Annotated in this window: 15 protein-coding genes and 1 pseudogene; 2 read left to right on the top strand and 14 right to left on the bottom strand. The window is 67.1% G+C overall.

The features are described from left to right. Positions 1–166: 166 nt before the first annotated feature. The 9 genes and pseudogenes from purF to CQW49_RS03730 all read right to left on the bottom strand — a co-directional run bounded on the left by purF (position 167) and on the right by CQW49_RS03730 (position 9,487). Positions 167–1,624 (bottom strand): amidophosphoribosyltransferase, encoded by a 1,458-nt coding sequence (gene purF / locus CQW49_RS03770; RefSeq protein ID WP_244441345.1) that lies wholly within the window; start codon positions 1,622–1,624, stop codon positions 167–169. Between the two features lie 34 nt (positions 1,625–1,658). Further along, positions 1,659–2,348 (bottom strand): CvpA family protein, encoded by a 690-nt coding sequence (locus CQW49_RS03765; RefSeq protein WP_003610472.1) that lies wholly within the window; start codon positions 2,346–2,348, stop codon positions 1,659–1,661. A 306-nt stretch (positions 2,349–2,654) separates the two neighbouring features. Continuing rightward, positions 2,655–2,930: a hypothetical protein gene (locus tag CQW49_RS03760; RefSeq protein ID WP_003610474.1), complete on the bottom strand. Its 276-nt coding sequence runs from the start codon at positions 2,928–2,930 to the stop codon at positions 2,655–2,657. Positions 2,931–3,255: 325 nt separating this feature from the next. Further along, positions 3,256–4,701: a DNA repair protein RadA gene (gene radA / locus CQW49_RS03755; RefSeq protein WP_003610476.1), complete on the bottom strand. Its 1,446-nt coding sequence runs from the start codon at positions 4,699–4,701 to the stop codon at positions 3,256–3,258. Between the two features lie 66 nt (positions 4,702–4,767). Then, a pseudogene (locus tag CQW49_RS03750) lies at positions 4,768–5,802 on the bottom strand (MFS transporter); the annotation flags it as partial. Between the two features lie 163 nt (positions 5,803–5,965). Further along, positions 5,966–6,361, bottom strand: coding sequence for an integration host factor subunit alpha (locus tag CQW49_RS03745; RefSeq protein ID WP_003610479.1), 396 nt, complete (start codon positions 6,359–6,361; stop codon positions 5,966–5,968). Positions 6,362–6,609: 248 nt separating this feature from the next. Continuing rightward, positions 6,610–7,599, bottom strand: a complete 990-nt coding sequence (locus tag CQW49_RS03740) for a beta-ketoacyl-ACP synthase III (protein WP_003610481.1) — start codon at positions 7,597–7,599, stop codon at positions 6,610–6,612. Beyond that, positions 7,596–8,684 (bottom strand): phosphate acyltransferase PlsX, encoded by a 1,089-nt coding sequence (gene plsX / locus CQW49_RS03735; protein WP_003610483.1) that lies wholly within the window; start codon positions 8,682–8,684, stop codon positions 7,596–7,598. The genes CQW49_RS03740 and plsX overlap by 4 nt, the downstream gene beginning before the upstream one ends. Positions 8,685–8,881: 197 nt before the next feature. After that, on the bottom strand, positions 8,882–9,487 hold the full coding sequence (locus CQW49_RS03730; protein WP_003610484.1) for a YceD family protein: 606 nt from the start codon (positions 9,485–9,487) through the stop codon (positions 8,882–8,884). Positions 9,488–9,709: 222 nt separating this feature from the next. Between CQW49_RS03730 and CQW49_RS03725 the strand changes: the two genes are divergently transcribed. Continuing rightward, positions 9,710–10,183 (top strand): outer membrane protein assembly factor BamE, encoded by a 474-nt coding sequence (locus tag CQW49_RS03725; protein ID WP_003610485.1) that lies wholly within the window; start codon positions 9,710–9,712, stop codon positions 10,181–10,183. 354 nt (positions 10,184–10,537) lie between these two features. After that, positions 10,538–11,470: a transglycosylase SLT domain-containing protein gene (locus tag CQW49_RS03720; protein ID WP_244441346.1), complete on the top strand. Its 933-nt coding sequence runs from the start codon at positions 10,538–10,540 to the stop codon at positions 11,468–11,470. Between the two features lie 31 nt (positions 11,471–11,501). Here CQW49_RS03720 and CQW49_RS03715 read toward each other — a convergent pair whose 3' ends face one another. The 5 genes from CQW49_RS03715 to CQW49_RS03695 all read right to left on the bottom strand — a co-directional run bounded on the left by CQW49_RS03715 (position 11,502) and on the right by CQW49_RS03695 (position 17,699). Beyond that, positions 11,502–11,957, bottom strand: coding sequence for a molybdenum cofactor biosynthesis protein MoaE (locus CQW49_RS03715; protein ID WP_003610487.1), 456 nt, complete (start codon positions 11,955–11,957; stop codon positions 11,502–11,504). 50 nt (positions 11,958–12,007) lie between these two features. Continuing rightward, on the bottom strand, positions 12,008–12,259 hold the full coding sequence (moaD, locus tag CQW49_RS03710; protein ID WP_003610488.1) for a molybdopterin converting factor subunit 1: 252 nt from the start codon (positions 12,257–12,259) through the stop codon (positions 12,008–12,010). Then, positions 12,259–12,873: a CDP-diacylglycerol--glycerol-3-phosphate 3-phosphatidyltransferase gene (gene pgsA, locus CQW49_RS03705; protein ID WP_003610489.1), complete on the bottom strand. Its 615-nt coding sequence runs from the start codon at positions 12,871–12,873 to the stop codon at positions 12,259–12,261. The genes moaD and pgsA overlap by 1 nt, the downstream gene beginning before the upstream one ends. Before the next feature lie 177 nt (positions 12,874–13,050). Beyond that, positions 13,051–15,057, bottom strand: coding sequence for an excinuclease ABC subunit UvrC (uvrC, locus tag CQW49_RS03700; RefSeq protein WP_003610490.1), 2,007 nt, complete (start codon positions 15,055–15,057; stop codon positions 13,051–13,053). A gap of 95 nt (positions 15,058–15,152) precedes the next feature. Further along, complete coding sequence (locus CQW49_RS03695) at positions 15,153–17,699, bottom strand: TonB-dependent receptor (protein WP_003610492.1); 2,547 nt, start codon at positions 17,697–17,699, stop codon at positions 15,153–15,155. Between the last annotated feature and the right edge of the window lie 10 nt (positions 17,700–17,709).

Below are 17,709 nucleotides of genomic sequence, written 5' to 3'. Positions count from 1 at the left end.
TGGCTTTCCGGGCGGAGGGGCGTCGTCGAGGATTCGTTCATCATAGCAGCATGGCATGATCATAGATCTATTTAAAGATCTGATATCCTGCGCTGCTCGGATTCCCGGGGACGGCGACTCGATTTGATCGTGTTCCGCAGGAGCGGCTTCTCGTCGAGGGCGCCCCTCAGCTCGCCTCGGCCAGCAGCGACAATTGCGCCTTCACCCGCTCTTCCGTCACATCGGTCAGCGTCGTCGGATATTCGCCGGTGAAGCAATGGTCGGTGAATTGTGGGCGCTGGGAATCGCGTCGCTCCTCGCCCATGGCGCGGTAGATGCCGTCGATCGAGAGGAAGGCGAGGCTGTCCGAGCCGATATATTGCCGCATCTCTTCGAGGCTGTGTGTCGCGGCCAGCAGCTTGTCGCGTTGCGGCGTGTCGATGCCGTAATAATCGGGATGGGTGATAGGCGGCGAGGAGATGAGGAAATGCACCTCGCTCGCGCCGGCGTCGCGCATCATCTGCACGATCTTCACCGAGGTCGTTCCGCGCACGATCGAATCGTCGATGAGGATCACCCGCTTGCCGGCCACCACGCAGCGATTGGCGCTGTGCTTCAAGCGCACGCCGATCTCGCGCACCGATTGCGTCGGCTGGATGAAGGTGCGGCCGATGTAATGATTGCGGATGATGCCGAGCTCGAACGGAATGCCGGACTCGCGCGCATAGCCGAGCGCGGCCGGAACGCCCGAGTCGGGCACCGGCACCACGACGTCGGCGTCGATCCGTCGCTCGCGCGCGAGCTCCACGCCCATCGCCTTGCGCACGTCATAGACCGGCCGGCCATGCACGATCGAATCGGGGCGCGCGAAATAGATATATTCGAAGATGCAGGGCCGCATCGGCTGCGCCGGAAACGGCCGCAGGCTCTCGAGCCCGTCCTCGGAGATGATGACCACCTCGCCATTGGCGACATCGCGCACGAAGCGCGCGCCGATGATGTCGAGCGCGCAGGTCTCGGAGGCGAGAATATATTTGCCGTCGAGCTCGCCGATGACGAGCGGGCGGATGCCGAGCGGATCGCGCGCGCCGATCAGCTTCTTGTTGGAGAGGACCACCAGCGAATAGGCCCCCTCGATCGAGCGCAGCGCCTCGATGAAGCGCTCGATGAGCCGCGTCTTGCGGCTGCGCGCGACGAGATGGAGAATCACTTCCGTGTCCGATGTGGACTGGAAGATCGCGCCTTCCTCGATCAGCTCGCGTCGCAGCGTATGGGCGTTGGTGAGATTGCCATTGTGGCCGATGGCGAAGCCGCCTGTGTTGAGCTCGGCGAACAAGGGCTGCACATTGCGCAGAATCGTCTCGCCCGTCGTCGCATAACGGACATGGCCGATCGCCGAATTGCCGGGCAGGCGCTTGATCGTGCTCTCTTTCGAGAAATGATCGCCGACGAGGCCGAGCCGGCGCTCGGAATTGAACCGTTTGCCGTCGAAGGCGACGATGCCCGCCGCCTCCTGCCCGCGATGTTGCAGCGCGTGCAGGCCCAGCGCCGTCAGAATCGTCGCGTCCGGATGATCGAAGATGCCGAAGACGCCGCAATATTCGCGCAGACGATCGCCGTCGGAATCGTCGATTGGGTCGGTCATGCGCGTATCGGTCATCGTCCTCGCTCCGGCGCGGTCAGCGCAATTTTCGCCCCGCCGCCAGGGCGTCCAGCTTCTGTTGATCATTCGCGCCATATGTGGCGCCTGCGTGCGGATTTGTCAGCTCCGTTCGCTTGTCGGCGGTGGCCTCGCCGGAATCGGACGGTCTTCCCGCATCATTGTCTTGCTCGGCCGGCGGCTCCTCGGACCCGCCGCCCTTCTTGGTCTTCAGCTTGGCGACGATGCCGTCGATATCATCCGGCAGGAACTCGCGCAGCCGATCTCCCGAAGCCTGCAGCACCGGCTTGGTGCGCGCGGTCTTGACCCAGTCGGGCTGGCTCGCCTCCGGCACCAGCCAGTCATAGAACAGGAAGGCGACCACCGCGAGCAGCAGCCCGCGCGCCGCGCCGAACAGGAAGCCGAGCGTGCGGTCGAGCGCGCCGATCTTCGAGTCGAGGATGAGGTCGGAGAGCTTGACCGTCACCAGCGACACCACGATCAGCGTCGCGAAGAAGACGACGGCCGCGCCGGCGTAGACGGCGAGATTGTCCTTCGGCACATAGGGTTTGACATAGGGCACGACGAGCGGATGCAAATAATAGGCCGCCGCCGCCGCCGCGACCCAGGAGAGGACGGCGAGCACTTCGCGCGTGAAGCCGCGCAGCAGCGCGAGCAGGCCCGACACCAGCACGATGATGGTGACGGTCAGATCGAGATAAGACGGCATATCGAAAGCCTCTTCGCTGTTTGGTCGTTCTGCAACCCGTAATACGTGCGGGCCCTCGCCGCAGCGTCCGCATGCGAATGCGGACGCTGCGGCGAGGGCCGGACGCCGGCGCGCGCGTCGCCGTCAGATTCTCTCTCGCCAGTATAAGGGAGCGGCCATTGTTCGTCACGCTCGCGGATCGGCCGCGCGTCTTCCGCGCGCGACCGAACCCCGAAATTGCGGCAATAGCGAGAAGGCTCGGCCGTTGAACGCCTTGCTCGAACGAGGCCGTCGAGCGGTCGGTCGGCGCGAGGGAAGGAGGAGCGGTCAGGCCGCCCGTCGAATCTCCCCGAGCGTCGAGGCGGCGATCATCAAGGCCATGCCGTTGAGGCGGGCCTCGTCGCGCCCCTGCCAGCGGCGCAGGATCACGCGGAACAGTTCGTCCATCACCGATTCGTCGATGGCTTCGAGCGAGCGCTCGTCGACATTGGCGCGGCGCGCCAGCTTCACGAGATCGCTGCGCGCGTCGCGCGCCAATATGATCTCTCCTTCGAGCAGGCTGCGCCACATTCGGCAATGCTGGCGCCCGAGAGCGTCCCACATCTGTCTTCGTCCACGAAACCAAGCTTCATAGACGCCGAATATACGATCCGCCACCAAAGGTTCACTCCAGCGCGCGATCTCTCTGCTCGTCTCCGCAAATTCCCGAGATTGCATCTTCTGCCTCATGGCGCGGGCAAAACGCGTGATTCGTCTAACGCTGATGATTATTGCTGATGGTTAATTTTCTGCAACCATCGGCTTTGTCGCCTTCACCGATTTTTATGTATTCGTGCACACGATTCGTGGGAATTGCTTCGGCGCCGCAAGTATAAATACGTATCGACTGCTTACGCGCCCGCGCCACGCGACCTCGGCCTCGACCGTCTCAGTCCCCGGACGGGCCTCGGGCGGGCGCTCGCCGGGCGCCGTCGCGCCGGCCGGCCGGGGACTCGGCCGAGCTCTGCGCGATTTCGGCGACGAGCGCCGCGACATGGCCGCAGGCGGCGAGCGCGACTCCGGCGCTTTTGTCGTCGTCGGTCGTCTGCTGCGCCTGGGGCAGGACGGCGCGGCGAAAGCCGAGCTTGCCGGCCTCTTTCAGCCGCGCGCCGGCGTGGATGACGGGCCGCACCGCGCCGGATAGGGCGATCTCGCCGAAATAGACGCGCTCGGCGGGCAGAGCGGCGCCGGTCAGCGAGGAGACGAGCGCGGCGGCGGCGGCGAGATCGGCGGCCGGCTCGTCGGCGCGCAGGCCGCCGGCGACATTGAGATAGACGTCGTGCTGGCCGAGCCTCAGCCCGGCATGGGCCTCGAGCACGGCGAGGATCATCGACAGGCGGTTGGAGTCGAAGCCGACGACGGCGCGGCGCGGCGTGCCGAGCGAGGTCGGCGCGACCAGCGCCTGGATCTCGACCAGCATCGGGCGCTGGCCCTCCATTCCGGCGAGCACGGCGGCTCCGGGCGCCTCGGCGTCGCGGCCGGCGAGGAACAGGGCGGAAGGGTTCGGCACCTCGGCGAGGCCGGCGCCGGTCATCTCGAACACGCCGATCTCGCCGGTCGCGCCGAAGCGGTTCTTCGACGCGCGCAGCATGCGGAAGTGGTGGGCGCTGTCGCCTTCGAAGGAGAGCACGGCGTCGACCATATGCTCGACGACGCGGGGACCTGCGACCTGGCCGTCCTTGGTCACATGGCCGACGAGAATGACCGTCGAGCCGCCGAGCTTGGCGTGGCGCAGCAGCGCCTGGGCGCTGGCCCGCACCTGCGTCACCGTGCCGGGCGCGGATTCGACCGCATCCGTATGCATGGTCTGGATCGAATCGATGACGATCAGCGCCGGCCGGCGTCCCGCTGCGCAAGTGGCGAGAATATCCTCCACCTGCGTCGCGCCGGCGAGCTCCACCGGCGATTTGGCGAGGCCGAGGCGCTCGGCGCGCAGCCGCACCTGCGCCGCCGCCTCCTCGCCCGAGATATAGATCACCCGCTCGCCGCGATTGGCGAGCGCCGCGCAGGCCTGGATCAGCAGCGTCGATTTGCCGATGCCGGGCTCGCCGCCGAGCAACGCCACCGAGCCCGGCACGAAGCCGCCGCCGGTGACGCGGTCGAACTCCTCGATGCCGGTGGCGATGCGCGGCGCGGGCTGGGCGTCGCCGGCGAGCGTCTCCAGCGCGAAGGCTTTTCCGCGCCCCCCGCGCGCCGCCGGCGGCCCGAAGCCGGCCTGCGCGCCACTCTCCTCGACAATGCTGTTCCATTCGCCACAGGCCTCGCAGCGGCCCTGCCAGCGCGTGGAGACCGCGCCGCAGCTCTGGCAGACGAAATTGGAGCGGGCTTTAGCCATGAGCGTTGTGGTCGGCCGGGGGATAGAGGCTATGAGCGCCAGCGGCGCCAGCGCCGCGACGGCGGCGACGCCATAGGCGAACCCCTCTCCGCCCTGCTCGGCCAGAGCGCCGAAGGCGACATTGCCGGCGATCACCGCGACGGCGTTGGCGAGGCCGAAGACGCCGAAGCCGGTGGCGCGCAGATGCGGCGGCGCAGCTCGCGCCACCAGCGTCGAAAAGGCGACCTGGGCGAGGGCGATGTGCAGGCCCCAGAGAGCAATGCCGGCGAAGGCGCCGGGGAGGCCCGCCAAGGTCGCGAGCGCGGCTTCCGAAACCGCGAGAGTGAGGCTCGCCGCGACCAGCAGCCGCCTCTCGCTCCAGCGGTCGACGATCTTGCCGGCGGGAACAGCGGCGAGCGCCGCGACGAAGGACATGGCGACGAGCGTCAGCGGCGCGAAGGCGATGGCGAGGCCGGCGCCGGTCGCGCGCAGCACCAGAAAAGCCTCGCCCACTCGCGCCGCGGCCAGCATGGAGCCGAAGGCGGCGATCAGCCAAAAGGCCCGCGGCAGCTCGGACAGGCCGGCGAGCAGCGGACCGCGCGCCGCGGGCGGCGGACGCGTCTCCTCGGGCTCGCGGACGAAGACGGCCAGAGTCAGCACGCAGGCGAGCGCCGGGACGCAGGCGGCCCAGAAGACGAGGCGTGTGTCGTCATGCGTCGCCAGCATCAGCGCGATGGCGAGGAGCGGGCCGATGACGGCGCCGACTGTGTCGAGCGCCTGGCGCAGGCCATAGGCGGCGCCGCGCAGCTGCGGCGCGGTGACGTCGGCGATCAGCGCGTCGCGTGGGGCGCCGCGCACGCCCTTGCCGACGCGGTCGATCACCCGCGCAGCGATTACTTCGGCCGCGCCGGAGGCGAGCGGAAAAACGGGCTTGGTCGCCGCCGCGAGACCATAGCCGAAGAGGGCGAGCCCTTTGCGGCGACCGATCCGATCCGAGATGCGGCCCGAAACCACCCTGACGGCGAGCGCCGTCGCCTCCGCCGCGCCTTCGAGCCAGCCGATGTCGGCGATGGCGAGGCCGAGCGCTCCCGTCAGATAGACCGGCAGCAGCGCATGGATCATCTCCGACGAGCAATCCATGAACAAGGAGGTGACGCCGAGCGCCCAGACAGCGCCGGGCAGGCGCGCGGCGCTGCGGAGCATCGTCGCGGAATCGGCGTCGGGCTCGCTCATGCGGGCGCTTCTACGTCGCCGCGCGTCGCCGCGGCAAGCGCGAAAGGCGAGCTCAGCTCTTGCCGCCGATCGGCCGGTGACCATTGATGCGCGCGCGAAGCACGTTGGACGCTTTGAACATCACCACGCGCCGCGCCGAGATCGGGGCGGCGGCGCCGGTCTTGGGGTTGCGTCCGACGCGCTCGTTTTTCCAGCGGATATGGAAGGAGCCGAAGGACGACAGCTTCACATCGTCGCCCGCGACGATGGCCTGAAAAATCTCGGACAGCACCATCTCGACGAATTCGGCGGATTCCGTGCGGGAGAGGCCGATGCGTTGATGGACGGCGTCGGCGAGGTCCGCGCGCGTGACGGTGTGCGACAACGGCTCCGGGCGGGTGTACACGAGCGGCTCCTCGGGCGGCGCGTCGATCGTCGGGGCTTCTTTTTCGGAAAGCTTCTGCGACATGTTCGGCCTTATCGATTTGGATAAAACATCTTCAGTGAGTGCGAGATGGTTCTGTTGCGACAACCGCCGCGCGAGAATGGTTCGTCGCTTTCGACCGCAATCGGCGGGCAAGACGTCGCGTGGGCGAGGGGCGATAAACTCAATTCGATTATTTTTCAGAAAGAACGGCGGAAATCAAGCGTCGGTTGTGGTGGCGCGGCGTTTGGACGACAGCCGCGCGCTTACATCCGGGGGCTGTAGAAACAAAGTCACCACCGGATCAGCGCCGATCCCCAGGTGAAACCGCCGCCGACCGCCTCCAGCATCACGAGATCGCCGCGCCCGATGCGTCCGTCGCCGGCCGCGACGGCGAGCGCCAGCGGAATGGAGGCGGCTGAAGTATTTCCGTGCAAATGCACGGTCGCGACGATCTTCTCTTGCGCGATGCCGAGCTTGGCCGCCGACATATCGATGATGCGGCGGTTGGCCTGATGCGGCACGAACCATTGCAGGTCCTTCGCCGTGTAGCCGGTCGCGGCGAAAGCGTCGACGACGACGTCGGTCACTTGTCCGACGGCGAAGCGAAATACTTCCTTGCCCTCCATGCGCAGATGGCCGACCGTCTGCGTCGCCGACGGACCGCCGTCGACATGGAGCTTGGCGCGATGGCGTCCGTCCGAGCGCAGATGCGTCGTGAGCACGCCGCGCTCGTCCATCGAGCCGGCGCTCTCGCGCGCTTCCAGCACCATGGCGCCGGCGCCGTCGCCGAAGAGCACGCAGGTCGTGCGGTCGGTCCAGTCGATGATGCGCGAGAAGGTCTCCGCGCCGATCACCAGCGCGCGCTTGTGCGAGCCCGAGCGCAGAAATTTGTCGGCCGTCGCCAGAGCGAAGACGAATCCCGAGCACACGGCCTGCAGATCGAAGGCGACGCCGCGATGAACGCCGAGCGCTGCTTGAATCTGCGTCGCGGTCGAAGGAAACGTATAGTCGGGCGTCGAGGTGCCGACGACGATGAGATCGATGTCCTCGGGCGCGAGGCCGGCGGCCGCGAGAGCGGCGCGCGCGGCGCGTTCGCCAAGCATGGAGGTGGTCTCGCCCGGCGCGGCGATGCGCCGTTCCTTTATGCCGGTGCGTTGGACGATCCATTCGTCGCTGGTGTCGACGAGCGTCGCGAGTTCCTCATTGGCGAGCACGCGCTCGGGCAGATAGGAGCCGACGCCGAGAACGACGGAGCGCAAGGGGGGGAAGATCGATGTCACTGAGCGGCTTCCCGAGGAGGGGAGGAGTTCGGAGCCGTATCGGGGGAGAGGGGGTCGTCGTGGGTGATGGTCGCCATCGTGTCGCGGATCTTGGTCAGCAGCCCCTGATGGGCCATCTCATAGCCGATCTCGACGGCGCGCGCGAAAGCGTGCGCGTCGGCGCCGCCATGGCTCTTGATGACGACGCCCTCGAGACCGAGGAACACGCCGCCGTTGATGTTGCGCACGTCGATTTTTTCCTTCAGCTCGCGGAAAGCGCCGCGCGCGAGCAGATAGCCGAGCTGGGCGAGCCAGGACCGGGAGATCGCCTGACGAAGATAGTCCTTGATCTGCGTCGCCGTGCCCTCGGCGGTCTTCAAGGCGATGTTGCCGGTGAAGCCCTCCACCACCACGACATCGACGACGCCTTTGCCGATCTCGTCGCCCTCGACGAAGCCGCGATAGTCGAGATCGGGAAGGTCGGCCTCCTTCAGCAGGCGCGATGCGGTCTTGACCTCCTCGACGCCCTTGATGTCCTCCTTGCCGACATTGAGCAGGCCGACGCTCGGACGCGCGAGATCGAACAGCGCCCGCGCCATCGCCGAGCCCATGACCGCGAGATCGACGAGATGACGCGCGTCGGCGCCGATCGACGCCCCCACGTCGAGGACGATCGAAAAGCCGCGCTCGGTGGCGGCGGGCCACAGGCTGGCGAGCGCCGGACGCTCGATCTTCGCCATGGTGCGCAGGCAGACTTTCGCCATGGCCATCAGCGCGCCGGTGTTGCCGGCGGAGACGGCGACGTCGGCCTCGCCCTTCTTCACCGCGTCGATCGCCTGCCACATGGAGGAGACGCGGCGGCCGGCGCGTAGCGCCTGGCTCGGCTTGTCGTCCATGCGGATCGCGACGTCGCAATGGCGAACCGTCGAGACGGCGGCGAGACGCGGATAGGCGGCGAGCTCGGCGCGGATCGCCGCCTCATTGCCGAACAGCAGGAAATGGCAGCCGGGCCGCCGCTCCAGCGTAAGGGCTGCGCCCGGCACAGTGACGGCGGGACCGAAATCGCCGCCCATGGCGTCGATCGCTATCCGAATGGGCTCCGCCATTCCTCTTCCACTCCTGGCTTGTCACGGTATGCGTGCGAGCGGCCCGCGCGAGGCGGCGCCATCGGCTTCGCTCATCGACGGAATGTCGAACGGCCGCCCGGACGCGTGCGGGGAGGCGAGCGCCGGCTCGGCGCCTGCCTCCCCGCGTCGGCGGCACGGACTTGCCATTTGCGCCGCGCCGGCGCAAGGCATTTTCCTCAATTGCCGCGGCCTTTGCGCAGCGCCTCGCCCAATCCGGCGAAAGGCGAGCGGGGCGGCGCGCCATCTTCCTCCAGCGGCGGCGCCGCAAAGCTCGCGCCGGGCTTGCGCGGATAGGGATCGACCGCGAGCGCGAGAAACTCGGCGACGATCGCGCCGAGATCGATGCGCCCGTCGATCAGTGGGTCGGGCTCGTCCCCTTCGAGATCGACGAAATGACTGCTCGACTCCGGCTCCTCCGGCTCGGCCGGCCGTCGCGTGCGGCGGCTCGGCTCGGCCGGCGGGCGCGGCGGCCGCTCGGGAGCGAAGGCCACGTCGATCGGCTCGACGAGGGTCACATCGAACTCCTCGAGCGTGACCACGCAAATCTGGCGCAGATCGGCGCGGAGCTCGCCCTCGACCCGCAAGCCGCCGGCGCCTTCGCGCCGCACGCGGAGATCGGCCTCGAGCCGCGTCAGCGCGGCGAGCCCGTCGGCCGCCGCGAGAGCGGCGCATTCGTCAGGGCGGGCGACGACATGCACATCGAGCCCTTCCTCCGGAACCTCGGCCGCCGCCACTGGCCGCGACAGCTCCGGTTCCCGGCCTTCGTCATCGTCGTCTCTCATCGGCCGCTCCTCCCTTCGTGGTCTCTACGGGGAAATATAGACGTTCGCGCGCCGCGCGCTGCAAGCTTCGCCATTTTCCGGCCATCTGACGGGCGGAAAGATCGTCGGCCCCTCCGGGGGCGCGGCTGCTTGCTTTCGTTTCGGGCGAAGGGTAGGCATCGAAACATCACATTCTTCCCGAGAGGGCACGTCTCGGCGACGGGGCGCAGGGCGGAGATCGATATGGCGTCGGAGAAATCGCGCGTCCTTTCCACTCGCGTGCGGCGCGTCGGCGGCGGCGCCGTTCTCGCCGGGCTCGCGGCGACGCTCGCCGGCTGCCTCGGCTATGACGGCGTCATCAATCGCGGCGCCGTGATCGAGGAGCGCAAGGTCGCTCAGGTCAAGGTCGGCATGCCGGCGCCGCAGGTGCTGGCGCTGCTCGGCACGCCCTCGACGACCTCCACCGTCGGCGGCGACGCTTGGTATTATGTGAGCCAGCGCCTCGAGCGCCAGCTCGCCTTCATGCCGCAAGAGGTGGCCGACCAGCACATTCTCGCCGTCTATTTCGACAAATCCAAGAATGTGCAGCGCACGGCCGACTATGGGCTGCAGGACGGCAAGGTGGTCGACTTCCTCACCCGCACGACTCCTTCGGCGAGCGCCGATTTCCAATTGCTGCGCAGCATGTTCGCCAAGATCGCGAGCATGAGCTTCTGATTCGCCGGCGCGGCCTTCGCCGCGCCGAGCCGGGGCGTGATTGTGGCGGCGCGAGCGTCGCTCTACACACGTACGTAGAAAAAACCTTGCATTTTAAGGATTCGGCGTCCAGCGGCACACGTACGGATTGTGACGTACGCATGACGCACGCGGCCGATTTTTCGCCCTTGGGCGCTGCTAGCTTTCGTTCCTGTCCCGACAACAGGAGAGGAACGAAACAGAGTGACTTACGAGGCGATTGCGCCCGCCGTTCGCGGCCGGGAAGCGTCTGCGCCGAAGCAGCCGCGCTTTATTCGAGTTCTCACCGCCCGCGCCGCGGACGGTCCGGTTCTCGGCGCGGGCCGCTCGGTCCCCATGCTCCTTCGCGCTTTGGTTGTCGCTGCGGCCTCGACATGCGCGCTGGCGGCCATTCTCCTGTCGGCGCCCGAGGTCGCGCCGACCGGAAAGACCGCGGCGGCGTCGCGCTCCGGCCGTGACGCCGCGCGTCGCAGCGCATCATCGACGCCGGTGAATATCGTCAAGGACGACACGCCGCTCGACGCCGACTTCTCCGCGAGCGACGCGGTGCGCGCCTGGTCGTCCACCCACAGGGCCGAGAATTCGGGCGTGCTGCAATTCGGCCCGGTGCGCGTCGCGCGCGCCATCGTCGAGCATGTCGTCGACGCCGCCAAGTCGACGGGCTCCGACCCGGCGCTGCTGATGGCCATCGCCGATAAGGAATCGAGCTTCTCGCCCAAGGCGAAGGCCAGCACCTCCTCGGCGAGCGGGCTGTTCCAGTTCATCGATTCGACCTGGCTCAAGGCCGTGCGCATGTTCGGCTGGCGCCATGGCCAGCAGGAGGCGGCCGAAGCGATCGAGGTGAAGGGCGGCGACCTGCGCGTCGCGCCGCAGAGACGCGCCGCGATCCTGGCCATGCGCAACGACCCTTATCTCTCCGCCGCCCTCGCCGCCGAGATGCTGAAATATGACGGCGACAAGATCGCCGAGCGCATCGGCCGGCCGCTGACCGCGGGCGAGACTTATCTCATCCACTTCCTCGGCCCGGACGACGCCGCCCGCTTCATGCAGAAGGTCGAGGAGGCGCCGCATACGCCGGCGGCCGCGCTGCTGCCGAAGCCCGCGCGCGCCAACAAGCCCATTTTTTATGCTCGCAAGGGCAAGAAGATGCAGCCGAAATCTGTCGGCGAGGTGCATGAGGCCTTCGAGGCGATGATGGGCCAGCGCGCCAGTCGCTACAAAGGCGTCGATCAGGATTTGCCGGACGGCGCCCTGGCGTTCACGCAGTGAGAAAAGGCGGCCTGCGGGCCGCCTTTATCGTTTATCCCCATCTCTCCGCCGCCGCGTCGTCCTTCGCCTTTGCCTCGACCCAGTCGCCGACCGAGCCGTCGGCGCGATGCTCCTTCTTCCAGAAGGGCGCCCTGGTCTTGAGATAGTCCATTAGGAACTCGGCCGCGGCGAAGGCTTCGCCGCGGTGACGGGCGGCGGCGATCACCAGAACGATTCGCTCTCCGGGCAGAATGCGGCCATGGCGATGAATGATGGTCAGCGCTTGCAGCGGCCAGCGTGTCAGCGCCTCTTCGGCGACGCGGGCCATCTCCGCCTCGGCCATTCCCGCATAATGCTCGAGCTCCAGCGCCGCGAGCGTCGCGTCCTCGTCTCGGCAGAGGCCGGTGAAGGAGACGATCGCGCCGATGTCGCGGCGGCCGTTCTCGATCAGCGCGGCTTCATGGGCCGGATCGAAAGGGGTGGATTGAATGCGCAGTGTGGGGGTCATGAGCGGACCGAGCGAATAGCGAGTGGCGAACAGATTATTCGCTACTCGCTCTAGCCTCCCGTCATCGGCGGAAAGAACGCGATCTCCCGCGCGCCCGCGATCGCCGCGTCATGGCGAGCGTGCGCCTTGTCGATCGCCGCGCGGATGACGGCGGCGTTCTCGAAGGCGTGGGCGTAGGTCTCGTCGCGCGACTTCAGCCAGTCGATCAGCTCGCCGACCGTGCCGACCTCCGGGGGAGGGGAGATCTCCTCCTCCGCGCGGCCGACACGCTCGCGCACCCAGGCGAAATAGAGCGCCTTCATCACTCGTCCCCGAAATGCGCCCAGCCGGCCTGCATATAGTCGAAGCCGGTGTAGAGCGTCAGCAGCGCGGCCACCCAGAGCAGCCCGCAGCCGATGTTCACGGTCCCGGGCAGCACGATCTCGCCCGCCCGCCCCGCGATGAGGAAGCCGAGCGCGATGAGCTGCAAGGTCGTCTTCCATTTGGCGATGGCGCTCACCGGCATCGGCACCTTGAGCTGCCCGAGATATTCGCGCAGGCCCGAGACCAGAATCTCGCGGCACAGGATGATGATCGCCGCCCAGATGCTCCAGCCCGATATGGTCTGATCGGCGACCACCATCAGCAGCGTCGCCGCCACCAGCAGCTTGTCGGCGATCGGGTCGAGCATGGCCCCGAGCGAGGACTGCTGCGCCCAGACGCGGGCGAGATAGCCGTCCAGAAAATCGGTGATGCCGGCGGCGGTGAAGACGCCGAGCGCCGTCCAACGCATCCACAATTCGTCGGGCCATTGCAGCAGCCCGGCGACGACCGGAACCGCGACCAGCCGTCCATAAGTGAGGATATTCGGCAGGGAGAAGGCGTGCCGCCTGCGCGGCGGGGGGATGGCCGTCGATGTCATGCCGGGAGGGAACATGGCGAGCGCCTCTCTTGTCAATAGACGAGACTGCGTCGTCTCGGCTCCTCTCGCCCCTCGAGGCGCCTCGCCGGGATCGCCCGTCATCGGGAAATCACGGCAAAATCGCGGGCTTCGCTCCGCGCGAGCCGCCCCGACCGCGCTTTTCGACCGAGCGAAATTTAGGCGCCGCAGGGCTCATTCGCCACGCTGAAAGTGATCATAGACCAGCCGCGCCGTCGCCTTGTTGATCCCCGGCGCCTTCTCGAGGTCGCAGAGCGCCGCCCCGGCGACGGCCTTGGCGGTGCCGAAGGCGAGCAGCAGAGCCCGCTTGCGGGACGGCCCTATGCCGGCGATCTCGTCGAGCGGGTTCTTGGCGAACTCCTTCTTGCGCCGCGCGCGATGCGTGCCGATGGCGAAGCGATGCGCCTCGTCGCGCAGGCGCTGGACGAAATAGAGAGCGGGATCATGGGGCGGCAAGCGGAAAGGCTCGCGCCCCTCGACGAAGAAGGTCTCGCGGCCGGCGTTGCGGTCCGCCCCCTTGGCGATGGAGGCGATGACGACGCCTTCGAGGCCGATCTCGGCCGCCACCGCCCGCGCCGCGTCGAACTGGCCGCGGCCGCCGTCGATCAGCACGAGGTCGGGCTTCGAGGGAAAGGCGTCCGACGCCTCCTCCGCCGCCGTCTCGCCGTCCTTCTTCTCGGCGTCCTTTTTTTCGTCATCCTTGGCGATGCGGGCGAAGCGGCGGCGCAGCACCTCGCGCATCATCGCATAATCGTCGCCGGGGGTGATCTCCGCGCCCTTGATGTTGAAGGTGCGATAATGCGTCTTCATGAAGCCCGTCGGGCCGGCCACGATCATGGCGCCGATCGCCTGTTGCCCGCCGGTATGCGAGTTGTCATAGACCTCGACGCGTCGCGGCGGCGTCGCCATGCCGAACATCTCGCCGAGCGCGACGAGGAGCTTCTCCTGGCTCGCATCCTCGGTGAGCTTGCGCGTCAGCGTCTGCTTGGCGTTGGTCAGGGCGTTGTCGACGAGCTCGCGCTTCTCGCCGCGCTGCGGCGTCGCCACCTCCACCTTGCGGCCGAGCTTGTCGGTCAGCGCCTCGGCCAGAATGTCGCGATCCTCGATCACATGGGAGAGCAGGACCAGCGGCGCGGGCGGATGCTCGCCATAGAATTGCGCCACGAAGGAGCCGAGCACCTCCTCCTCGCCGAGGCTCTGGTCCGCCCGCGGAAAATAGGCGCGGTCGCCCCAGTTCTGAAAGGCGCGGAAGAAGAAGGCCTCGATGCAGAAGCGCCCCGCCTCCTTGGCGATGGCGAAGACGTCCGCCTCCTCGACGCTGCGCGGATTGACGCCTTGCGTGCCCTGGATCAGCGACAGCGCCGAGATGCGGTCGCGCAGCCGCGCCGCGCGCTCGAACTCGAGGCGCTCGGCCGCCTCGGTCATCTCCTTGGCGAGGCTCTCGCGGACGGAGCGACTCTTGCCGGTCAGGAAGTCGTGCGCCTCCTGCACCAGCGCCGCATAATCGTCGATCGAAATTTCGCCGGTGCAGGGGCCGGCGCAGCGCTTGATCTGATAGAGCAGGCACGGCCGCGTGCGGTTCTCGTAGAAGGAATCGGTGCAGGAGCGCAGCAGAAACGCCCGCTGCAGCGCGTTGAGCGCCCGCCCGACGGCCCCGGCGTTGGCGAAGGGGCCGAAATAATCGCCCTTGCGCGCCCGCGCGCCGCGATGCTTGGCGATCTGCGGCGCGGCATGGTCGCGGGCGATCAGAATATAGGGAAAGCTCTTGTCGTCGCGCATCAAGACATTGAAGCGCGGCTTCATCTGCTTGATGAGATTGGTCTCGAGCAGCAGCGCCTCGGTCTCGGTGTCGACCGAGATGAACATCATCGAGGCGGTGGCCGAGATCATGCGCGCGATGCGGTTCACATGGCCGGCGAGGCGCGTGTAGCTCGCTATGCGCTTTCGGACATTCTTGGCCTTGCCGACATAGAGCACCTCGCCGTTGCCGGCGATCATGCGATAGACGCCGGGGCCGTTGGGCGCGTTCTTCCAATAGGATTTGATGACCGCGACGCCGCGCTTGACGCTCTCCGGGGCGGCGTCGTCGACCTCGCTTTCGAGCTCGGCCGGCGCGCTCTCCGGGCCGAGGTCCTCGTCCTCTTCCAGCGTGTCGGGCAGGTCGGGCTTGTCGTCGCTCATGCCCGGGAGATTTATGCGCCGCGCGCGCGAATGGGAAGCGCGAAGCGAGGGCGCCCCGCCGCTCCCGTGCAGGGGAGGGCGGGGCGCCCACGGTCTCAGAACCGCACGGTCACGCCCGCGTAGAAGGTGCGGCCGGGGCCGGGAACCGAGCCGGGCACGCTCGTCTTCATATATTGCGCGAAGTTGAAGCCGCCGAGCGGCGAGAAATAGCGCACGTCTCCGAGATTGGTGATCCCGACATCGAAGCGCACGGTTCCGAAGTCGTAGCCAGAGCGCAGATTGACGAGCGTATAGGACGGCGTTTTCCACTCTTGTCGCGCGACGCTCACATGCGTCTTGCTGTCGACGGCCTGCACCTCGGCGGCGCTGCTCCAGCCGCCGAGCCGGTGCTCCAGCGTGAAGCGCGCGTTGAGCGGCATGATGTGATAGAGCCCATCGCCGCGGTCGAGATTTTCGCCATAGACATAGCCGATGACGCCAGAAAGATCGAAGCGGCCGATCTCCAGCGCCTCGTAGACCTTGGCGCGGCCGGAGAGATCGAAGCCGTAGAGCTCCGCCTTGTGATTGCGGAATTGCAGGATCGGGAACCAGCTGCCGTTGAGATCGGTGAAGCCGCCGATACGGTCGGCGTCGATGAAGTTCTCGACATAGCTGAAATAGGGGCTCGCCTTCACTTCCCAGTCCTGCCCCGGATCGCGCCAGGCGGCGGTGAAGCTCACCGTATGCGCGACTTCCGGCTTCAGATCGACATTGCCGACATAGCCGTTGGCGTCGCCGAACCAGCCGTTCATGCTGCTCGCCATGCCGCCGACGCCGAAGGCGTAGCGCTCGTAGAGATTGGGCGAGCGCGTCTTGCGCGAATAGCCGAGCTCATAGGAGCTCTCTTCGTCCGGCTGATAGCGCACCATCGCGGTCATATCGAAATTGACGTCGGTGCGGCGGTGGTCGCGGGCGTTGAATCGCGCGGCGGCGGCGGCGTCCGGATTGGCCATCCCCATCATCATCATGCCCATCATCACCGGGATGGGATCGCGCGAATCATAAGCCTGCGCTTCGCCCGTATCCATCCACACGACGTCGTTGCGCACGCCGAGCAGCGTCGACCATTGCGGCGTCCATTTCGCTTCCCATTCCGCATGGGTTCCGACGCGGTCGCGCTGGCCGCCATTGATGTTCCAAAAAGTGTTCGGACCCATCATCATGCTGCCGGCGATGGGCGGCCACCAGTCGTTGAGATGATTGCCGTGGAATTCATTGCCGATGCGCAGCAGGTCCGTCGGCGTGAGCGGAATCTCCGCCCGGAGCGAATAGCCGTAATCTGTTCCCGATGTATTCATCGGCATCGCCGAGGGCTGCTTGTCGTAGAGGAAGCCCATCTCATGCGCGACATGGCGCCAATAGGCGTTGGCCTCGAGCTTGCCCCACTCGAACGCGCCCTTATAGCCGCCGTTCACCGAAAACGCGCGGTTTCCGGTCATATCCATGCGCTGATTGACGAAGCCCTGATAGGGGATGTTCTGATAGCCGCCCTGCAGCGTGAAGAGATGGCCATCGTTCTGATAGGCCAGCGTCGCCGAATGGTTCTCGGAGATGAAGCCGGTCGACAGCACCTTCGGGCCATTGCCGCCGGCGTGATAATCGGTGCCGCGCGTATAGCCGCCATTGTAGAGCAGGCTGAAATGATCGGTCGCGGCGTTGGCCGTTCCGGAAATGCTGATGCCGTTGTTGGTGCTGCGCCAGAAGGCCGAGATCGTTCCCGATGCGATGAGCTTGTCGCCTTTCCACGGCGAGAGGCCCTGCGGCGTCGAAACGGGTTGTCCCGCGAAGACCGGCGCTTTCGGCTCGACGATGATGGTTCCCGCGATGGAATCGCCCCCCTTGCTCACGGGCGTCACGCCCGACAGCACCTCGATCTTTCCGACATTGTTGGGATCGATGTAGGAGAGCGGCGGATTCATGTGGTTGGCGCAGGCCGATGTGACCTCGCCGCCGCCGAGCAATATCTTGATGCGATCGTCGGCGAGGCCGCGCAGCGACGGCAGCCGCGAGACGCCGCCGGCTTCATAAAGGCCGACGCCGGGCGCTTGCGTCAGCAATTGCGCCGTGTCGCTGGCCGTGGGGCGCGCCGTGTAGAGCTTTTCCTCATTCAGTTCGGAGGCGTGCAGCGGCGTCGAGATCGTCTTGCCGTCGACGCGGCGCCCGCGCTGCTCGGCGGCGATGTCGATCGGCGGAAGCGGCGTCGCGCCGGCGTCGTTGACGATCGTGTCATTCTGCGCGAGCACGATGGCGACGCTGGCGCCCTTGCGGTCGAGGCGATAGCGCAGACCAGTGCCGGCGAGCAACCGGTCGAGCGCTTCCTCCAAAGTGTAATGACCGATGACGCCTTTCGTCGCGAGATCGCGCGTGAGCCGCGCCTTGTAGACGAGCTGCGCGCCATTGGAATCGGCGAGGTGGTTGAGCGCCGCCGTCACCGAGCCCGCGGGAATTTCATAAGACTTCACCGCCGCCGCCATCTCGTCGGCGGGAATGGCGACATGCGCCGCCGCCGGCGCGTCCGCGCCGAAGAAGAAGGCGCTCAGCGCCGTTGCGAGAGCCGTCGCGCCCATGCCGCCATACTCTGGACGTGAATTGCGCCGCGCCATTCGTCAGTCT

It is taken from the genome of Methylosinus trichosporium OB3b (assembly GCF_002752655.1).
In the GTDB taxonomy this organism is placed as follows: Bacteria; Pseudomonadota; Alphaproteobacteria; order Rhizobiales; family Beijerinckiaceae; genus Methylosinus; species Methylosinus trichosporium.
This window is presented reverse-complemented; position numbering and strand designations above follow the sequence as displayed.

Coding starts and splice junctions, on each gene's coding strand:
- purF (WP_244441345.1), bottom strand. CDS start 1,624: ATGACCGACCCAATCGACGATTCCGACGGCGATCGTCTGCGCGAATAT.
- CQW49_RS03765 (WP_003610472.1), bottom strand. CDS start 2,348: ATGCCGTCTTATCTCGATCTGACCGTCACCATCATCGTGCTGGTGTCG.
- CQW49_RS03760 (WP_003610474.1), bottom strand. CDS start 2,930: ATGTGGGACGCTCTCGGGCGCCAGCATTGCCGAATGTGGCGCAGCCTG.
- radA (WP_003610476.1), bottom strand. CDS start 4,701: ATGGCTAAAGCCCGCTCCAATTTCGTCTGCCAGAGCTGCGGCGCGGTC.
- CQW49_RS03745 (WP_003610479.1), bottom strand. CDS start 6,361: ATGTCGCAGAAGCTTTCCGAAAAAGAAGCCCCGACGATCGACGCGCCG.
- plsX (WP_003610483.1), bottom strand. CDS start 8,684: ATGGCGGAGCCCATTCGGATAGCGATCGACGCCATGGGCGGCGATTTC.
- CQW49_RS03730 (WP_003610484.1), bottom strand. CDS start 9,487: ATGAGAGACGACGATGACGAAGGCCGGGAACCGGAGCTGTCGCGGCCA.
- CQW49_RS03725 (WP_003610485.1), top strand. CDS start 9,710: ATGGCGTCGGAGAAATCGCGCGTCCTTTCCACTCGCGTGCGGCGCGTC.
- CQW49_RS03720 (WP_244441346.1), top strand. CDS start 10,538: ATGCTCCTTCGCGCTTTGGTTGTCGCTGCGGCCTCGACATGCGCGCTG.
- CQW49_RS03715 (WP_003610487.1), bottom strand. CDS start 11,957: ATGACCCCCACACTGCGCATTCAATCCACCCCTTTCGATCCGGCCCAT.
- moaD (WP_003610488.1), bottom strand. CDS start 12,259: ATGAAGGCGCTCTATTTCGCCTGGGTGCGCGAGCGTGTCGGCCGCGCG.
- pgsA (WP_003610489.1), bottom strand. CDS start 12,873: ATGTTCCCTCCCGGCATGACATCGACGGCCATCCCCCCGCCGCGCAGG.
- uvrC (WP_003610490.1), bottom strand. CDS start 15,057: ATGAGCGACGACAAGCCCGACCTGCCCGACACGCTGGAAGAGGACGAG.
- CQW49_RS03695 (WP_003610492.1), bottom strand. CDS start 17,699: ATGGCGCGGCGCAATTCACGTCCAGAGTATGGCGGCATGGGCGCGACG.